The organism is Paraburkholderia sp. CI2 (assembly GCF_014201055.1).
GTDB lineage: Bacteria > Pseudomonadota > Gammaproteobacteria > Burkholderiales > Burkholderiaceae > Paraburkholderia > Paraburkholderia tuberum.
The window spans coordinates 1-16,767 of the sequence record NZ_JACHDL010000028.1; the positions used below are offsets into that span (position 1 = coordinate 1).

Here is a 16,767-nt window from a genome sequence, read left to right on the forward strand (position 1 = left end):
TCGACCCATGCCTTTAAACTGATGGCTTCAATCAACGATCAACTATCAGGAATATCCGCTTCCAGTTCCCGCTCTCCAGGCTCATTTCGGTATTGAGCATTGTCCAACGGCAAATGAACCTGAGGCCCACAGGGTTCGTATCGACGATTCTCCGATAGGCGGCGAGTCCGTCACAGGAGGCGATTATCGACGGATGATCGTCGATTTGAACGAAACCACGATCCGCACCCGACTTGGAAAATTCTGATTGCCATGGCCGAAAAAAAGGCCGCCTTGCTGGGCGGGCTCGCATATTCCTATTGCACCGAGAGTTACCGAAAGCTAATGCGCGGCTTCGCCGCCATAATGCCGATCCGGAATCCTTCCTTGCCCTTGCTGACCACCGCATACGGAATCGCGCCGCGCGCGCGGCATAGCTGGATGATGGCCGAGCCGACACCGCCGGACGCGCCGGTAATCAGCACCGTTTCGCCGTGCTTGACGGCCGCGCGTTCGATCATCTGCTCGCCGGTGTGATAAGCGCACCAGAACGTGGCGAGTTCGGCGTCGGAATAGGTGCAGTCGACCCGATGCGCGTTTTCCGCGGGCACGGCCGTGTATTCGGCGTAGCCGCCGTCGCGGCCGTGGCCGATGTAGTCGATATCGGCGAGGCTGTCGTCGTCGCGGTTGTAAATCGACGCGTCGACGATCACGCGCTCGCCGATACGCGCGTCGCTGACGCCGCGACTCACCGCGACCACGCGTCCGACGATATCCGCGCCCTGAATGTGCGGAAACGTCAGCGTCGAGCGGCCGCGTCGCCACGTCGACACCGCTTGCGGATCGTCGTCGGTGCCGTAGGCGCCCTGGCGTACCCACACGTCGGTATTGTTGAGACCGCATGCGGTGACGTCGATCAGTACCTCGCCAGCCGCGCACGAGGGCACCGGCACGTCGTCGCGATAGACGAGTTTGTCGAGGCCGCCGTGCGCGGTCAGCACGACGGCCTTCATCGTTTTCGGAAGCATGTTTCCCCTTTCGTTGAAACGGGCGGTCGTGCTTCGCGAGTTCACGCGGGCACGACGCCCGCGCGATCACGGTTTGACGAACAGCTTGCGTGGCGTCCTGCAAAAGGTCTCGACGCCGGTCCGCGTAATCAGAATGCTCTCGGTGATTTCGAGGCTCCAGTCGTCGAGCCACAGGCCCGGCATGAAGTGAAACGTCATGCCGGGTTCGAGGACGGTCTTGTCCCCAGGGCGCAGGCTCATCGTGCGCTCGCCCCAGTCCGGCGGATAGCTCGCGCCGATCGGATAGCCGCAGCGGCTGTTCTTCTCGATGCCGTATTTATGCAGCACCGCGAAAAATGCATTGGCGATGTCCTCGCAGGTATTGCCCGGTTTCGCCGCGGCGAGCCCGGCTTCGATCCCTTCGACCACCGCGCGTTCGCCTTCGATGAAATGCTTCGGCGGCTTGCCGAGGTAGACGGTGCGCGACTGCGGGCAGTGATAACGCTTGAAGCAGCCGGCAATTTCGAAGAACGTGCCGGCGTCCTTCGCGAACGGCGTGTCGTCCCAGGTCAGATGCGGGGCGGCCGCGTCGGCGCCGGTCGGCAGCAGCGGCACGATCGCCGGATAGTCGCCGCCATAACCGTCGATGCCGGTAATGCCTGCCGAGTAGATCTCCGCGACGAGGTCATTCTTGCGCATGCCCGGCTCGATTCGCTCGACGATGTGCGCGTGCATCTTCTCGACGATGCGCGCGGCCACGCGCATGTACTCGATCTCGCGCGGCGATTTGACCGCGCGTTGCCAGTTGACGAGGCCGGTTGCGTCCTGCCACTTCGCATCGGCCAAATGCGCGACGAGCGAGCGATAAGCGGCGGCGCTGAAATAGTAGTTGTCCATTTCGACGCCGATCTTCGCGTTGGCCCAGCCGCGTGCGGCGATCACGTCGCGCGCGAGGTAGTCCATCGGATGACGCGCGGTGGATTGCACGTAATGATCCGGATAGCCGACGATCTGATCGTGCTGCATAAAGACGGTGCGCTTGGCACCGTTCGCGTCCTGACCGCGGCCGAACCAGACCGGCTCGCCATCCAGCGCGAGCAGCACGCACTGATGCACGTAAAACGACCAGCCGTCATAGCCGGTGAGCCAGGCCATATTGGTCGGGTCCGACACGATCAATAGTTCGATGCCGGCCGCTTGCATGGCCTTGCGCGTCTTGGCAAGACGCGCGGCGTACTCGTCGCGTTCGAACGGCAGGCGCACGACGGGCGCCTCAATTCGCGATTCGTGTAGCGTCGTATCTGACATCTTCCCCTCTCTCTGAGCGTGACGTCGTTGCGGAAAGTGGCGCCCGGTGCAAGTGAACGGGGCGTCCACGTGTATCTCTCGCCGCAGTCTAATGCCGCGAAAAAACGCCGCTGAATGTGCTAGTTCAATGTTCGTGACGTTATCGACAGACGGTGGATGTTTGTTGCAGTGCACGCTGCGCCGCCCTTGTCCGCGCGTAAAAAGAATTGTTCTAGAGCAATCTGGATCGCAAATATGGCTGCGTATTCTGGTTCGCACTACATGTACGACGAACGGGATCGAATCGATATGAACACCGCGCGAGTCACCGATTTGCTGAGCGCTTCAGGCATCGCCCCGGCGAGTCATTCATCCGGGCGCACGGCCGCGCCCGCGAACATGCCGGTGCACCGACACGAAAGCCCGGCGAGCAAGCCATTGATCCGGCTCGACCGGATCACGAAACGATATGGCGCGCTGACCGTGCTCGACGAACTGTCGCTCGGCGTGATGCCCGGCGAGAAGCTCGCGCTAATCGGTCCGTCGGGATCAGGCAAGACGACGATCCTGCGCATCCTGATGACGCTGGAGACGATCGATGGCGGCCATATCGAAGTGGACGGCGAACAGCTGTTCCATATGCCGCGCGGCGGCCAGATGGTGCCTGCGAACGAACGGCATCTGCAGAAGATGCGCGAGAAGATCGGCATGGTGTTTCAGCACTTCAATCTGTTTCCGCACAAGAGCGTGCTCGACAACGTGACGCTCGCGCCGATGCTGACGAAGGGCGAGAGCCGTGAATCGGCGGAGAGGCGCGCGCTCGACCTTTGCGGCGAGAACGAGGCGAGGCCACAGCAGGGTCATTTGATGACGCTGCCGTCGCTGATGCGCTGAGAACGCTGCGCGACGCCAATCATGTTGTTTTTCCCGAACGCGCGCGACGCGTCGCCGACGCACGCGTACGGATTACCGCATCCGTTGCAGGCTTTATGGAAAACCCCGATGCCTGCATCGTCCTAGAACATCGTTGCAGGCGCGGGTCGCCGGTATCGTGGATTCGGGCGACATTGCCTGTGTCGCATAGAGACACCCCAGGAGAAGACATGCACTACGTACATTCATGGAACGCGCAGAGCGCGCAACCGCAGGCGCGCAGCTTGCTGCGACGCGCAATCGCGGCGTCGGCACTCGGAAACGCGACCGAGTGGTTCGACTACGGTATTTACGCCTACGGCCTGAGCTATATTTCGGCCGCGTTGTTTCCCGGCAGCACCGCGCAGGCCACGTTGTTCGCGCTCGCGACGTTCGCCATTTCGTTTCTCGTGCGTCCGCTAGGAGGATTGTTCTGGGGGCCGCTCGGCGATCGCCTCGGCCGCAAGCACGTACTCGCGTTGACGATCATCCTGATGTCGGTCGCAACGCTGCTGGTCGGACTCGTGCCGACTTACGCGAGCATCGGCTGGTGGGCACCGGTTATCCTCGTCGTTCTGCGGATGATCCAGGGCTTTTCGACGGGCGGCGAATATGGCGGCGCGGCGACTTTCATGGCCGAATACGCGCCGGACAATAAGCGCGGCTTTTGTGGCAGCTTCCTCGAATTCGCGACGCTGTCGGGCTTCTCGCTCGGTGCGTTTCTGATGCTCGGTTGCTCCGTCGTGCTCGGCAACACGGCAATGCATGCGTGGGGATGGCGTCTGCCGTTTCTGATTGCAGCGCCGCTCGGCCTGATCGGTTTCTATCTGCGCTCCAGGCTCGAAGACACGCCGGTCTTTCGCGAGCTCGAACAAACGATGCACAAGGAGCAGCATAGCTGCGTCACGCTGAAGGCATTGCTGCGCGACTATTGGAAACCGCTGATCCAACTCGGTGGACTCGTGGTTGCTTTGAATGTCGTCAACTACGTGCTGCTCGCCTATATGCCGACTTTCATGCAGAAGCAGCTCGGCATGAGCGACAACATGTCCCTGCTCGTGCCGCTGATCGGCATGCTCGCGATGATGGTGTTTCTGCCGTTCGCGGGCACGTTCTCGGATCGCGTGGGACGCAAGAACGTCTGGTGGTTTTCGCTGATTGGCCTGTTCGTCGCGGCGATTCCGATGTTCCTGCTGATGAAGCTCGGCGTGGCGGGCGCGTTCATCGGCTTTGCGGTGCTCGGGCTGTTGTACGTGCCGCAACTGGCCAGCATCTCGGCGATGTTCCCCGCGATGTTTCCGACCCAGGTCCGTTACGCGGGGATGGCGATTGCGTATAACGTGTCGACGTCGATTTTCGGCGGCACGGCGCCGATGGCGAACGAATGGCTGGTCGCGCATACGGGCAATGCGCTGGTGCCCGCTTATTACATGATGGCCGCGTGCGTCGTGGGGGCGATTGCGTTGATCTACGTGCCTGAAACGCGCGGGTGTTCGTTGCGCGGGCAAGGCATTCCGGGGAAGCAGGAAGTGATTGGTTGAAGTGACATGGCGTGGCCAACCGCGTATCGATGCAGTTCGGCCACGCGTGTTTGATTGAGCGTTTATTTCAGCTGGCTTTGCGCGAGCCTCGACTTCAGCAGTTCGTATTTCTCCCGCGACGTATCAGCGAACGCCGCCTCACGACTCGAACGCGTATCGTCGAATGGAATCGGCTCGGCAAACTGGCTGACCGTCAGATCCCATCTGCTGCCGTCGATCAGATTGTAGAAGTGCGTGCCCCCCGACGTACGCGTCGTCAGAATCTCGCCACCGAAATAGTCCTGCATGATCAGAGACGTCACGCTGCAATGATTCTGCGCGGGATTCGTCGACGACCACGCGTGCGCGGGGCTCGACGTATCGCCGGCCCATACGCGTGCAAGCACGCGGTATAGATCGATGGGCGTCGCAAAGGGCTTCGATACGGCAGGCGGCTGTGCTTCCTGTGTCATGGCGGCAATCCTTCGTTCGATGAGCGGATAAGGTCGTGGAAAACAAAAAGCCCCGTCGTTGCCGGCGGGGCTTTCTGGCGCATGTCGTTGCGAATGATGTCTAGCGGCGTATGCGTATGCGAGTCCCCACAGGCAGTCCCACGCGGGCATGCGCATGATGATGCTTTGCAGTCGGGCGGTACTTGAGGGCTTGCATGGTGAGCGAGTGTGCCTTCGATTGCGCGACGCGTCAACGAATCATCGATGACTGCGTCGCGCTGACCGTGCTTACGACTTCGCGCCGCTCAGGATCGCGAGGCTCGGGCAGTAGTGCGTCGCGCTCAGATACGCGGCCTGCTGCGAGCGCACGCCTGCGCTGCTCGACGTCGGCGGATCGATGAATACCTGCGCGTTGTTCGATCCCGCCGGTGCCGTCAGCGTCATCGTCACTTTCCACCAGTTGCCGGATTTCACCGCGCTCAGCGCCGTCGCTTGCCCCGCGCCCCACGTGCCGCGCACGATCGCGCCGGTGTTGGTGTTCAGCACCCAGCCGAACTCGGTGCCGCTCGGGTCGTCGGTCTGGATCGAGCCGCCGGGGAACACCGTCGCGTTGGTGGTGGCGAGCACGTAGTCGGTGAACGTGTACGACTGGCCGCCCTGCACACGGATCACTTCGTGAATGTTCGACACGGCCGAACCGTTCGTGCTCGTGACCGTCGCGGCGCCGCGATCGACGCCGGAGATGTCGGTGGCGGGCACGGCGGTGCCGCCGCTCGACTGGAACCACGCATCCGGCGTCGCGAGATTGAGCGGCGAGTTGATCAGGTTGTTCGCGTAACAGGCCGACGCGGCCGCGTTGGTCGGCGGCCCGTAGAAGCTCGCGATGCTCGCCTGGATCGCGTTGTCGGTCGTATCGGACGTCGCCTTCGTGATGATCGCGCCTTCGAAGAACTGGATCGGCGCGGCGCTACCGTCGCCGCCTTCGCCGAGCGACAGACCGCCTTGCCATTGGCCGTTGAATGCGTGACCGGCGTCGTTGCCGAAGTTTAGCGCTTCAGGCGGCGTCTGATCGTACAGCGACGTCAACACGCTTTGGGAAGCGGAGCCGCCTTTGACCGCGAACAGATTCGACGCGGTGACCGGCGAATACTTCGACAGCACCGTCACGAACTTCTCCTTCGCCGGCTGCTGCGGACCATACAGATAGACGCCGGCTTCGGCATCGACGCCCGGCCAGTTGGTATCGAGCGCATTGCACACCGGATCCTTCACGTTGGACGGCTGGATCGAGTCGCCGTCGCAATAGCCGAACACGGCCGCGTTGCCGTTCGAGAACGCGAGTGCGAACATTTCGCCTTCCACTTCGCCGTGAGAATAGGTGCTCGGATTCGCGCTGTTCTCCATGTTGCCGTAGGTGCCGCAGCAGGTCGACGACTGGCTGTAGTGCGCGCCGGCCACCATGTACTCGGCGATTTCGCTATCGCCGATCGACTGGTTCACCGTGCCGAAACGTTTGCGATAGGCCTGGCCGGCCAAGGTGCCGAGAGCAGGAATCTGCACGCCGTTCGTCGTAACGAGAGCGAGTTTGGCCGGCGTGCCGGTAAGCGCGGGCAAGTCGTTGCCGATCGTCAGTTGCTGCGTCGGCGCCTGCGCTGTCAAGGCGGTCGGCGGTTGCGCCAACTGCACGGTCAAGGCGCCGGAGGTGCCGGGCAGCGTGATCGTCGCGAAGCCGTTGAGGACCGGCACGGTGGTCGTTGTGCTGCCGTTCTGTACGGTGAGCGATTCCGTGCCGTCCTGGTTCAGCGTCAGCGTCGCGGGGACATTACCGAACGCGCCGTTTTTCAGCGGCGCAACGAGATCGATCTGATCGTAGATGTAGGTGACCGAGCAGGTGGTGTTGTTACAGAAGGATTGCGTGCTCTGCACATTCGCCGAGCCGACCAGCGAACGGTCACCGCCTTTCAGCGTGCTGTTGGTGTACGGATAGACATCGAGCGTCGTGTTGTCGGACGCGCGTTGAATCTGGAACAGCGGGCCCGTGTAGTTCTTCGTCAGCAGTCGGGTCACGCTGTGCGCGGCGGAGCAGGGCGTGTTGGCCGTGGCGGCAACGTCGCAGGGCAGTGGAATAGCCGTCGTCGCGTTGTTGTCCGCCGATGCATTCGAATTCGATTGCGATGCATTGCTGATCGGCGCCGCGTTCGAGGTGGCCGCGTTCGCCACCGGCGATGTCGACGCGCCGCTATTGTCGCCATTGCATGCGGCGAGTCCGACGGCCATCGCCAGCCAGACCGCCACTAATCCCATTCTTCTGGACATCATGACCCCTCCTGTTGAACCGCTGATCGGTTGAAAACACTTAGTTGATCTGGATAAAGAATCGAGACAGCCCGTAGGCCGGCGCCGAACGTCCGGCAGGTAATAATATTAATCAATAATATTGATTTGACGGCATGGGGTAATCCCCATGCGAACTGAATGAAAATGAAAGAATCCGAACTGCTCGCGGCATGCGCATTCCGCATAAACTAGAGTCTTTATTGGATTATTACTAATATTTTGTGCGGCGCGGCATGCTGCATGCCGGTCTGCGCGAGGGTGTGAAGCGAAGTGGATAGAAAGGATCGTGACGCGCGTCGAATCAGGCGTTCGACCGCGGATGGCTTGCGCCAATGTGCTTCAACGCAATTCAATCGCCGGACAGAACCGTGTCCTCGACTTCGTAGCGCTCATTGCCAACTGAAATCAGATTGATGCCGGCATGCTTGCGCGTCAGCGTGTCGCCGGGCATCGGCCGATCGCTCGCGGACGCGGCCGTGCCGACTACCCGGCCGTCGACGCCGAAGAAAATCGCCCGTGTGGCGCCATCGGGCCAGTAGACCACGACCGTAGTCGATCGATCGCTGTGATGCACGACGCCGAACTTGCACATCGTTTTGGTCTGTCCGTTGCCACGCTCGCACGGCAAAGTGCCGCTCGCGCTGATAGGCGATTCCTTCACGGGCCCGTGGCCGTTATGCGAGCCGGCCTGAGCGCTTTCAGTCGAAATCGAAATCAGCGTTACGCCATCCGCTTCGCCGACCACGCGCGCGTGCCGCTGATGCCTGGCGATCGCGCGCACGGCGGCGCCGTCGCGCGAGCCCGGACAGCCGACCAGCATCGCCATATGGTCGAGATAGTTCACGGTCGCGGCCGACTCGCCGAGCCGCCGGCATGTATCGCCCGAGTGCGGATAGCCATCGCCGAGCACGACGAACGACGCGGGCCATTCGAACGGTTTCTCGATGCCAGCGGCCTGCGCGGAAGTCGAAGCGCCGGCGGCACCGAAAGCCATCGCCGCAATCGCCGCGTACGGCGCCGAAGCAAAAGACCGGGTCGTGCGTCGCATCGAAGTTCTCCTCGGCTTGCTCACGTTCGAGCCGCGCCGGCCGCCAACGCCGCCTGCGCCCGTTGCAGCCACTCGCGATTATGCTCGCGCGCGTGGCGCGGCCAATGTTTGGCGTCCTGCACGATTTCCGCATAGAGCGCGCCGGCGCGGCGGCGGTCCGCATCTTCCGGTTGCGCGGCGAGCCAGTCGGCGAACAGGCAGCGCGGCGCGACGTCGGTCGCGCAGGTCAGCGCCTGTTCGAATGCCGCGCGTGCGCCCGGCGCATGCCGCGCGGCCAGCGTGCGCGCGTTCAGCAGCGCCGGCTCGCCCTGGTTGCGTGCCCGCGGATTGACCGAGAACAGGTTCGCCAACGTCGCATCCGCGGCCGTGTAGTCGCCGAGCGCGAACTGCGAGCGCGCGAGACCGAGCAGCAGCGCAGGATCGTTTGCAAATGGGCCGTTCGCCGCGGTCTGGAAATGTTCGAGCGCTTCGCGCGGATTGCCGGCCGCGAGCAAGGCCTCGCCGAGCCGCATCCGATGCTGCACGGTCGGCGCGCGGTCGAAAGCGGCGCGCGCTTCACGCAGCGCGCGATTCGGATCGACGAATTGCGTGATCGCCTGCGTGGCCACCCGCGCGCCGCGCGAGTGGCGCAGATCCGGCAGATAGATCGCGAAGAAGTACACGACACTGCCGAGCAGCGGAAAAGCAAACAGAATGAATAGCCAGTAGATGCCCTGGTTATTGCGCATCGCGTGGACGGCGAAAAAGATCGCGATGAAAACGTGAAGACCAATTCCAAAAAAGTAGGGCATATCGATTCAACCTTCGAGCATGAGGAAAAGCGCGCCGCGAGCCCGTCTTTGGCGTAACCGGGCCCTAATGCAGCGAACCGACCCGCAGATACGCGAATAGAAGCGACAACGCCACGACGATCACGCCGGTGGCAACGACGAGACGGTTGGCCAACAGTCGGCGCATCGCAAGTCTCCTAGACGAAACTGTAGCGTTCGGAATGGTAGCGGATGCGCGGCACTTTCATTTCGCCGAGCGCCGTTTCGATCGCATCCATCATGGAGTCCGGGCCGCAGATGAAATACTCGTGATCGGCGAACTCGGGCGGTAGATGTCGCCGGAACATCGCGGCGTCGATGCGCCCGACTTCCCCGCTCCAGCCTTCGGGCGGGTCCGACAGCACATAGACGATGCGCAGATCGAGCCGCGCTTTCAGCGCATCGAGCTCCTCGCGGAAAGTCAGCGAGTCCCAAGTCTTGCCGCTGTACAGTAGCACGAGCGGACGTTGGTCGCCGCGATCGGCGAGCGTGCGGATCATGCTCATCATCGGCGTGATGCCGATACCGCCCGCGATCAGCACGTGCATGTCGGTCGGATGCCCGATCGTGAACGCGCCATACGGTCCGTCCAGATACACACGCCGACCTGTTTCGATCGTCTTCACCTGGCTCGTGAAATCGCCGAGATTGCGGATCGTCATTTCGACACGGCCGTTCGCGGCCTCGGCACTCGACGAGAACGAAAAAGGATGTCCGGTGATCCTGAACGGGCTGCCCCACACGTTGAGCCAGCCGAACTGGCCGGGCTTGAAGCGAAAGCCAGCGTGGCCGTCGGGCTGCATCACGAGCGTCGTCGTGTCGCCGCGTTCGGCGCGCACTTCCGCGATCCGGTACGGACGTCTGATCATGAAGAGCGGCTTGAACAGACGCACGTACAGCAGCAGCGCTACCCAGAATGCTGTCATGCAGATCCACAGCGTGCGCTTGAACGGATCGGTCAGGTAGAAGCCCCAGCCGATCATATGCAGCACGCCGCCGAAGATCGCGACGAGCGCGAGCCCGATATGCGACAGATGCCACAGCTCGTAACGAATCTTCAATTGCTTGCGCCATAACGCGGTGATCACCAGCACGATCACCGAGCCGATCGACAGGAACGCGAACCACGCACCCCACGGTACCTCGAGCAGCGAGTCGGGCATCGCGACCTTGTCCGAGCGGATCGCGAACAGGATCAGCGGATGCACGACGACCAGGCTGACCGCGAGCAGCGACACGCGTCGATGGAAATGATAGATAACGTCCTCGCCCCACGGCTCGGTCACGTGACGAAAGCGCGCGGTGAGGCCGAATTGCAGGCCCATCATCGCGAGTCCGGAATAGCCGAGCGCTACCGAGAATTCGGTGCCGAAGTTGCGCGCGGGCGGGAGCGTGCCTGTCAGCAGCGCAAACAGCGGCGCGAGAATGAACAGTAGATAGATGACCGACCAGACGGCCTTGTGCACGAGATCTCGAAACTGCATCGGTGCTTCTCCATGCCGGGTGCGGCGGTCCCGCTCGCGCTCAGTCCGCGTTCAGACGCAGGTGGTGAGCAGCAGCGCGGGCCCGAACGTGATCACGGTCGCGACCAGCGCCGCGATCAGGGTCCAGACGACGACGGTATGCATGAACGAGCTGATGCGTTCGGGACCAGGGTCGCGGGTCGCGGCGCGATAGCGCCATAGCCAGCCGATCGCGGTCAGATGCAGCAGCAGAATGATCGCGAGACTCGCGCGCAGCGGGCCGGTGGGCCACGCGAACGCGCAGCCGATCGCGTGCAGCGCATACAGGATCACGAACGCGAGACACCAGATCGTGAAGCCGACGGCGAGCCACCACAACCGCCGCGGCGAAAGCGGACGCGCATTCATGGTCTGGCTCCCAGCACGGCGACGAGGCTCGGCAGCGCGAGCACGAGTCCAAGCGCGATGATGCCCGTCGCCAGCGTGTAATCGACCCACAGGCGGGTAAGACGCAGATCGGTCAGGCGTCGCGCGGAAACGAAGCCAGCGCCGACGCGCAGCACGTTGCTGATGAGGAACAACAACCCGACGCCCGCGTGAATTGCGATGTACGTGAGCAGCGCCGCGGCCGTCGCGCCGAGCGCATGCTCGCGCGGATTCGGTGTCACACCGTTGATCAGCATTACGCAGGCGATGAGCGCGACGATCAGCGCGATCGCGCTCAGCCCGATCGTGCCGTGCGGTTTGCGCTCGGCGGCGGCCGCGCGCAACGAGCCACGCGTGGCGGCCGCGGCCACCGCGAGCGCGACGGCCGCGACCAGCGCGAGCCCGCGGTTCGGATGCGGCGTCACGGCTGCCGGCCAGTTCGGCGCGGCAATCCACAGGTAGAACGTGCCGAAGATCAGCGAGGTGAACAGCGTGCTGTTCGCGATCAGCGCGCAGATCATCGAAAGCCATGACGGCGAACCGGCGACCTCGGTATGCGGCGGCACGCTGACGCCTCGGCCGACCGGCAGCGCGCCGTAATCGCGCGCGTGCCCCGCGCTCTGGCCCGCGTAGATGAAGAGGCCAAACGTCACGAATGCGAATGCGACCGACAGCAGATAGAACTTGAACAGCATAGCGAGCACCGCCGCGGCGGTCATGAGCGCGGTGACGAGCGGCAGATACGTCGAGTTCGGCAGCACGATCAGCTGTTCGGGCTCGCCCGATGTCATATGCACGCCTAGCGTCTCCTGCCAGCCGTTGCGCGTGAAACCGAGGTAACCCTCGCCGCGCGCCAGAGAGGTCGCTAGCTGGCCCGGGGGCACCTGTTCGGTTTCGGCGTCCATGTGCGGGATCGACGCGAATGCGTACGGCGCGGGCGGAATCGGCATCGCCCATTCGAGCGTGGTCGATTGCCACGGGTTACGTCGCACGCGTTGGCCGAAACGCAATTGCACGACGATGTCGATCACGACGAGCGCGAAGCCGATCGTCATCACGAAGCTGCCCACCGACGACAGCAGATTGAGCCAGTTCCAGCCTTCGTCGCCGCTATAGGTGAAGACGCGCCGCGGCATGCCTAGCAGGCCGGTCAGGTGCATCAGGAAGAACGTCATGTTGAAGCCGATGAACACGAGCCAGAACGCCGGCACCGAAAGGTTATGCACGGCGGTGCGCCCGGTCAGCAGCGGCAACCAGTAATAGAACGCCGCGAGCATCGGAAACGCGAGCGCGCCGGCCACCACGTAGTGCATGTGCGCGACGACGAAGTAGGTGTCGTGCGCCTGCCAGTCGAACGGCACGATCGCGAGCATCACGCCGGTCAGCCCGCCGCACGTGAACACGAAGAAGAAGCCGAAGATGTACAGCATCGGCACGTCCCAGCGCGGGCGGCCGTGCGACAGCGTGGCGAGCCACGCGAAGAACTGGATCGCGGTGGGCACCGCGACGATCGCCGAGCCCGCCGAGAAGAACGCGAGGGCCAGATGCGGAATGCCCACCGTAAACATGTGGTGCACCCAGATGCCGAAGCTCAGGAACGCGAGCGCGATGATCGCGACGACGATCGTGCGATAGCCGACGAGCTTGCGGCGCGCGAACACGGGGATCATCGTCGACAGCACGCCGGCCATCGGCAGGAAGATGATGTACACGTCCGGGTGGCCGAACAGCCAGAACAGATGCTGCCACAGCAGCGGATCGCCGCCGCGCGTCGGATCGAAGAACGGCAGGTTGAACGCGCGCTCCACCTCGAGCAGCATCGAGGCGAGAATCAGCGGCGGAAACGCGACGATCATCATCATCGCGGTGACGAGGATGTACCACGCGAAGATCGGCATGCGATCGATCGACATGCCCGGCGCGCGTATCTTGAGGATCGAGACGGTGAGTTCCACCGCGAGCGAAAGCGCTGAAATCTCCACGAACGTGATGCCAAGCAGCCACACGTCGGCGTTCAGTCCGGGCGTGTACACGTTCGAGCTGAGCGGCGTGTACATGAACCAGCCGCCGTCCGGCGCGGAGTGCAGGATCAGCGACACGGTCAGGATCGTGCCGCCGAACAGATAGCACCAGTACCCGTACGCGGTCAGCCGTGGAAACGCGAGGTCGCGCGCGCCGATCAACTTCGGCACCAGGTAGACCGCGAAGCTTTCCACCATCGGGATCGCAAACAGGAACAGCATCATCGACCCATGCATCGTGAAGACCTGGTTGTAGGTTTCCACGTCCATGAAGGCCGCATGCGGCGTCGCAAGCTGCACGCGCGTGAGCATGCCGAGAATCCCCGCGATCGCGAAGAACACGAAAGACGTGATCATGATGCGCAAGCCGAGGACGGTATGGTTGACCGAGGTAAGTCTCTGCACGCCTGGCCCGGTGGCCCAGATCGCGGCAAGCTGGCGATGCAGCCGCAGCGCGGTGATGCCCTGTGATGGCGGCTCGACGGGCACACTCATTTCTTCACCTCCCCGTTGGCGGCGGCGTTTTTGACAGCAGCCGGAAAATCTTCCGGACGATCGACGATCACGGTGAAGTGCATCCCCGCATGACCGATGCCGCAAAACTGGTTGCATTGTCCGGCGTACTCGCCGGGCTGATCGGCCTGGATACGCAGCAGGTTGTGGTGGCCAGGGACCGCGTCGATCTTGCCCGCGAAGCGTGGAATCCAGAACGCGTGCACGACGTCCATGCTGGTCACGACGATATCGACCGGCGTACCCGCTGGCAGATGCAGCACGTTCCCGGTTTCGACGTTGCCGAGTTCCGGATAGCGGAAGGTCCAGCGCCATTGCTGCGCGATCGCCTCGATGCGCGCGGGCGCATGCGCGCGCAGCGGCAGCAGCAATTCGCCCGCGTACAGCGCGTAGCAGATCAACGGGATCAGGATCACTGCCGGCAGCACGAGACCGCCGAGCACGATCCAGCGCGCGGGCGACACGTGCGAGCCCCAGCCGGGCCGGAAGACCGTCATCAGAAACAGTACGAGCACCATCGCGAACAGGATCGCGGCGCCCGCCAGCATCACCCACCACAGCCCGGCGATCGATGCGGCGGCCGGACCCGATGGCTCGAGCGTCGAGAGCGGCCCGGTGCAGCCGGACAACGCGGCGAGCGATCCGGCTTGGACGGCCAGGCGCAAGCAGCTATGATGGTTTGCACCACCAGGCATCCGATGCGAGGACACACCATCATGGCAAACAAAGGCAATGCTGGAAACGAGACGCGAAGCGAAGTGATGCTCGAGCTGTTGCGGCTCGACAAGGGGTCGGTGGTGGCGCTCGTCGGTCATCCGATTCACGTGATGATGGTGCATTTCCCGATCGCGTTCGTCGTCGCGACGTTGGGCGTCGACGTAATCTACTGGTGGACGGGCGACCCGTTCTGGATTCGCGCCGGCTTGTGGGCCGCCGGCTTCGCGTTCTGGAGCGGCGTGGCTGCGAGCGTGGTCGGTACCGCCGAGCTGCTGCTGGTGCGCGGTATCCGCCTGAAGGAAGCGAGCTGGTCGCATGCCGTCGCCGCGATGACGCTCGTCGCGCTCGCGGGTGCGAACTGGGGCGTGCGCCTTTATTACCCCGATGAGATCCTGCCGCATGGGCTCGTGCTGTCGGTGCTCAGCTCGGTGATGACGGGCTTCGCCGGCTGGCATGGGGGCAAGCTCGTGTTCGATCATGGCGTCGGAATTCTCGTTTCGCCGAAGGAGTGATGCAGCCAGCGGCCAAGTCCGCCGGGCTCGAACAGATGCGGTGCCAGCAGGTTCGAGTCGATGTGAGGCTTGGCCAGCACGATCCAGATGATCGCGACGATCACGATCAGATAAGCGATGGTCAGCGCGATCGCCGAGGCACGGCTGAAGCTGCCGTCGGGCAGATACAGATCGTGCAGTACGAGGCCGGCCAGCACATGCAGCATCGCCATGATGCCGACGAACACCATCTTCGCGGTGAACCATTCGACGAAGGTGGCCTGCAGAAAAATCAGCGCGCTGCCGCTCGCAATCGCGACGAAAGCGGCGGGCGAGGTCAACTCCACGAACACGAGACGCGTGATGCGGTGCAGCCGGTCGAGTTCGGTGCCCGCCGCGAGCCCGCGGCGCTGCCAGAACAGATACGGCAGCACGATCAAACCGCCCGACCAGACGGCGATCGCGGCCAGATGAATGAACTTCAGCAGGGTCGTCACAGCGCGGGCTCTCTGACGCGCAGGCTTGACCAGACGAGCGAAAGTCCTGCCGCGAGATAAGGGATCATCGCCAGTACCCACATCAACAGTCCGGCGAGTTGCTGGTCGGCGAGCGGGGTGAGCCCCCACGCGGCGGTGGTCGCGAAGTGCGCGACGTAGAGCGGCACCGGCGCGAACACGATCAACGCGCCGAGCAATCCCATATGGCCGATCGTCGCGACGAGCGCCATCAGCGCGGGGCCGGTCGGCAGCGACGGCGAGAAGATGCTGCGCCACATGAGCCATGCACTGCCAAGCAAAGTGATCTGCATCAGCCAGTAGCCGGGTACGGTCGACAGTCCCCATGCATACGGCCCCGGCGCATGCCACAGCCAGATGATCACCGCATGCGCGGCGACTACCGGCACGAGCGGCGGATGCGCGAGGCGCGGCAGCGGAAACGCGAGTGCGAGCAGCGGCGCGACGGCGGCGATCAGAATGATGTGATGGGTGACGCGTGCGGAGAACAATGCCGAGGATAACGCGCAGAGCGGCGACACGAACACGAGGGCCATCAATGCGACGGCGCCCCATCCCGCCCGTGCATTCGCCGAGCGGTTGCTGGCCACGAACCATGCGAGCGCCGCGAGCGCGACGAGCAATGGCGGATCCGTATTCCAGCGCAGCCACAAGCTTTCAGGGACAGCCGCGGGACCACAGTAGGCGACAGGAAAATATGGCATGGGCGATGTCTTCAACGAGTCCAGGTGCTTCTTTAATCCACGCAAGCAAACGCGTGACAGATAACGCCTTCGAATTGTCGGGACGGCTCACGATCCAACTGATCGCCCATGTACTCTAGCGCAAATAAACTGCTTAGGGACAGCTATCTGAATCCTGTAAGTTTTTGCGTGACAGAATGTTTTCAATTTGTCACTCGAGGCGTTTGCCGGCGGAATAAAAGCCGGTGTAATGGCGGCGGTAAGATTGCAATGGTGCGGCGCAATACTTCAGGCTGACCTGCCCGGCGTACTATGATGAAATCATGTGACGGAGGCCCGCCATGTTTCATGATCCCATCCGAATTCCCGCAATGATCGAATTGACATTGCTTGCGATCGTGCTGATCGTTGTCAGCATCGTACGCGCGAGGCGGCAAAGGGAGCGGGCGCGGAATCGGGCCATGGCGGAGCAGCGAAGCTCTGATAAAACGCGAATGTAATATTCGCGTTTACTGCATCTTTTAAGACTTTCGTATTCAGCTATTTTGCTGGTCTTTGTTACTTCTATCGATGGCTTTTCGGCGTGG

General features: G+C 62.9%; 16 protein-coding genes. 4 read left to right on the forward strand and 12 right to left on the reverse strand.

The annotated features are described in order from the left end of the window. Positions 1-311: 311 nt before the first annotated feature. Together HDG32_RS29540 and doeA are read right to left on the reverse strand one after the other, a co-directional pair. Positions 312-1,007 (reverse strand): alcohol dehydrogenase catalytic domain-containing protein, encoded by a 696-nt coding sequence (locus tag HDG32_RS29540; RefSeq protein ID WP_260336638.1) that lies wholly within the window; start codon positions 1,005-1,007, stop codon positions 312-314. A 66-nt stretch (positions 1,008-1,073) separates the two neighbouring features. Further along, positions 1,074-2,294 carry an ectoine hydrolase DoeA gene (gene doeA, locus HDG32_RS29545; RefSeq protein WP_184072724.1) on the reverse strand — a complete coding sequence of 407 codons (1,221 nt, stop codon included), beginning with the start codon at positions 2,292-2,294 and terminating at the stop codon, positions 1,074-1,076. Positions 2,295-2,528: 234 nt separating this feature from the next. Between doeA and HDG32_RS29550 the strand changes: the two genes are divergently transcribed. After that, entirely contained in the window at positions 2,529-3,167 is a 639-nt protein-coding gene (locus HDG32_RS29550) for an ATP-binding cassette domain-containing protein (RefSeq protein ID WP_260336639.1), read from the forward strand. Between the two features lie 209 nt (positions 3,168-3,376). Further along, positions 3,377-4,726 carry an MFS transporter gene (locus HDG32_RS29555; RefSeq protein ID WP_184072726.1) on the forward strand — a complete coding sequence of 450 codons (1,350 nt, stop codon included), beginning with the start codon at positions 3,377-3,379 and terminating at the stop codon, positions 4,724-4,726. A 62-nt stretch (positions 4,727-4,788) separates the two neighbouring features. Here the strand turns inward: HDG32_RS29555 and HDG32_RS29560 are convergent, their stop codons facing one another. Both HDG32_RS29560 and HDG32_RS29565 read right to left on the reverse strand, forming a co-directional pair. After that, a complete protein-coding gene (locus HDG32_RS29560) occupies positions 4,789-5,178 on the reverse strand; it encodes a hypothetical protein (protein WP_184072728.1) in 390 nt (129 codons plus the stop codon). A gap of 267 nt (positions 5,179-5,445) precedes the next feature. Further along, entirely contained in the window at positions 5,446-7,224 is a 1,779-nt protein-coding gene (locus HDG32_RS29565) for an arabinofuranosidase catalytic domain-containing protein (RefSeq protein ID WP_311540515.1), read from the reverse strand. A gap of 22 nt (positions 7,225-7,246) precedes the next feature. Between HDG32_RS29565 and HDG32_RS36780 the strand changes: the two genes are divergently transcribed. Next, positions 7,247-7,507 (forward strand): hypothetical protein, encoded by a 261-nt coding sequence (locus tag HDG32_RS36780; RefSeq protein ID WP_260336640.1) that lies wholly within the window; start codon positions 7,247-7,249, stop codon positions 7,505-7,507. A gap of 336 nt (positions 7,508-7,843) precedes the next feature. On the opposite strand, the gene HDG32_RS29570 is transcribed toward HDG32_RS36780, so the two are convergent. The 6 genes from HDG32_RS29570 to coxB all read right to left on the reverse strand — a co-directional run bounded on the left by HDG32_RS29570 (position 7,844) and on the right by coxB (position 14,439). Further along, entirely contained in the window at positions 7,844-8,542 is a 699-nt protein-coding gene (locus HDG32_RS29570) for a hypothetical protein (protein WP_184072732.1), read from the reverse strand. Positions 8,543-8,562: 20 nt separating this feature from the next. Then, entirely contained in the window at positions 8,563-9,333 is a 771-nt protein-coding gene (locus HDG32_RS29575) for a tetratricopeptide repeat protein (protein ID WP_184072734.1), read from the reverse strand. A 176-nt stretch (positions 9,334-9,509) separates the two neighbouring features. Beyond that, complete coding sequence (locus tag HDG32_RS29580) at positions 9,510-10,835, reverse strand: ferric reductase-like transmembrane domain-containing protein (protein ID WP_184072736.1); 1,326 nt, start codon at positions 10,833-10,835, stop codon at positions 9,510-9,512. A 51-nt stretch (positions 10,836-10,886) separates the two neighbouring features. Then, entirely contained in the window at positions 10,887-11,222 is a 336-nt protein-coding gene (locus HDG32_RS29585; RefSeq protein ID WP_184072738.1) for a hypothetical protein, read from the reverse strand. Next, positions 11,219-13,756 carry a cytochrome c oxidase subunit I gene (gene ctaD, locus HDG32_RS29590; protein WP_184072740.1) on the reverse strand — a complete coding sequence of 846 codons (2,538 nt, stop codon included), beginning with the start codon at positions 13,754-13,756 and terminating at the stop codon, positions 11,219-11,221. The genes HDG32_RS29585 and ctaD overlap by 4 nt, the downstream gene beginning before the upstream one ends. Next, on the reverse strand, positions 13,753-14,439 hold the full coding sequence (gene coxB / locus HDG32_RS29595) for a cytochrome c oxidase subunit II (protein WP_184072742.1): 687 nt from the start codon (positions 14,437-14,439) through the stop codon (positions 13,753-13,755). The genes ctaD and coxB overlap by 4 nt, the downstream gene beginning before the upstream one ends. Positions 14,440-14,490: 51 nt before the next feature. On the opposite strand from coxB, the gene HDG32_RS29600 reads away from it, so the two are divergent. Further along, positions 14,491-15,003: a DUF2231 domain-containing protein gene (locus HDG32_RS29600; RefSeq protein ID WP_184040085.1), complete on the forward strand. Its 513-nt coding sequence runs from the start codon at positions 14,491-14,493 to the stop codon at positions 15,001-15,003. Here the strand turns inward: HDG32_RS29600 and HDG32_RS29605 are convergent. Together HDG32_RS29605 and HDG32_RS29610 are read right to left on the reverse strand one after the other, a co-directional pair. Continuing rightward, complete coding sequence (locus HDG32_RS29605) at positions 14,967-15,479, reverse strand: CopD family protein (RefSeq protein ID WP_184072744.1); 513 nt, start codon at positions 15,477-15,479, stop codon at positions 14,967-14,969. The genes HDG32_RS29600 and HDG32_RS29605 overlap by 37 nt on opposite strands. Further along, positions 15,476-16,201 carry a cytochrome c oxidase assembly protein gene (locus HDG32_RS29610; protein ID WP_260330684.1) on the reverse strand — a complete coding sequence of 242 codons (726 nt, stop codon included), beginning with the start codon at positions 16,199-16,201 and terminating at the stop codon, positions 15,476-15,478. Before HDG32_RS29610 ends, HDG32_RS29605 begins: the two co-directional genes overlap by 4 nt. Positions 16,202-16,767 lie beyond the last annotated feature (566 nt).

Coding starts and splice junctions, on each gene's coding strand:
- HDG32_RS29560 (WP_184072728.1), bottom strand. CDS start 5,178: ATGACACAGGAAGCACAGCCGCCTGCCGTATCGAAGCCCTTTGCGACG.
- HDG32_RS29570 (WP_184072732.1), bottom strand. CDS start 8,542: ATGCGACGCACGACCCGGTCTTTTGCTTCGGCGCCGTACGCGGCGATT.
- HDG32_RS29610 (WP_260330684.1), bottom strand. CDS start 16,201: ATGCCATATTTTCCTGTCGCCTACTGTGGTCCCGCGGCTGTCCCTGAA.
- HDG32_RS29540 (WP_260336638.1), bottom strand. CDS start 1,007: ATGCTTCCGAAAACGATGAAGGCCGTCGTGCTGACCGCGCACGGCGGC.
- HDG32_RS29580 (WP_184072736.1), bottom strand. CDS start 10,835: ATGCAGTTTCGAGATCTCGTGCACAAGGCCGTCTGGTCGGTCATCTAT.
- HDG32_RS29575 (WP_184072734.1), bottom strand. CDS start 9,333: ATGCCCTACTTTTTTGGAATTGGTCTTCACGTTTTCATCGCGATCTTT.
- doeA (WP_184072724.1), bottom strand. CDS start 2,294: ATGTCAGATACGACGCTACACGAATCGCGAATTGAGGCGCCCGTCGTG.
- ctaD (WP_184072740.1), bottom strand. CDS start 13,756: ATGAGTGTGCCCGTCGAGCCGCCATCACAGGGCATCACCGCGCTGCGG.
- HDG32_RS29550 (WP_260336639.1), top strand. CDS start 2,529: ATGGCTGCGTATTCTGGTTCGCACTACATGTACGACGAACGGGATCGA.
- HDG32_RS29555 (WP_184072726.1), top strand. CDS start 3,377: ATGCACTACGTACATTCATGGAACGCGCAGAGCGCGCAACCGCAGGCG.
- HDG32_RS29600 (WP_184040085.1), top strand. CDS start 14,491: ATGGCAAACAAAGGCAATGCTGGAAACGAGACGCGAAGCGAAGTGATG.
- HDG32_RS29585 (WP_184072738.1), bottom strand. CDS start 11,222: ATGAATGCGCGTCCGCTTTCGCCGCGGCGGTTGTGGTGGCTCGCCGTC.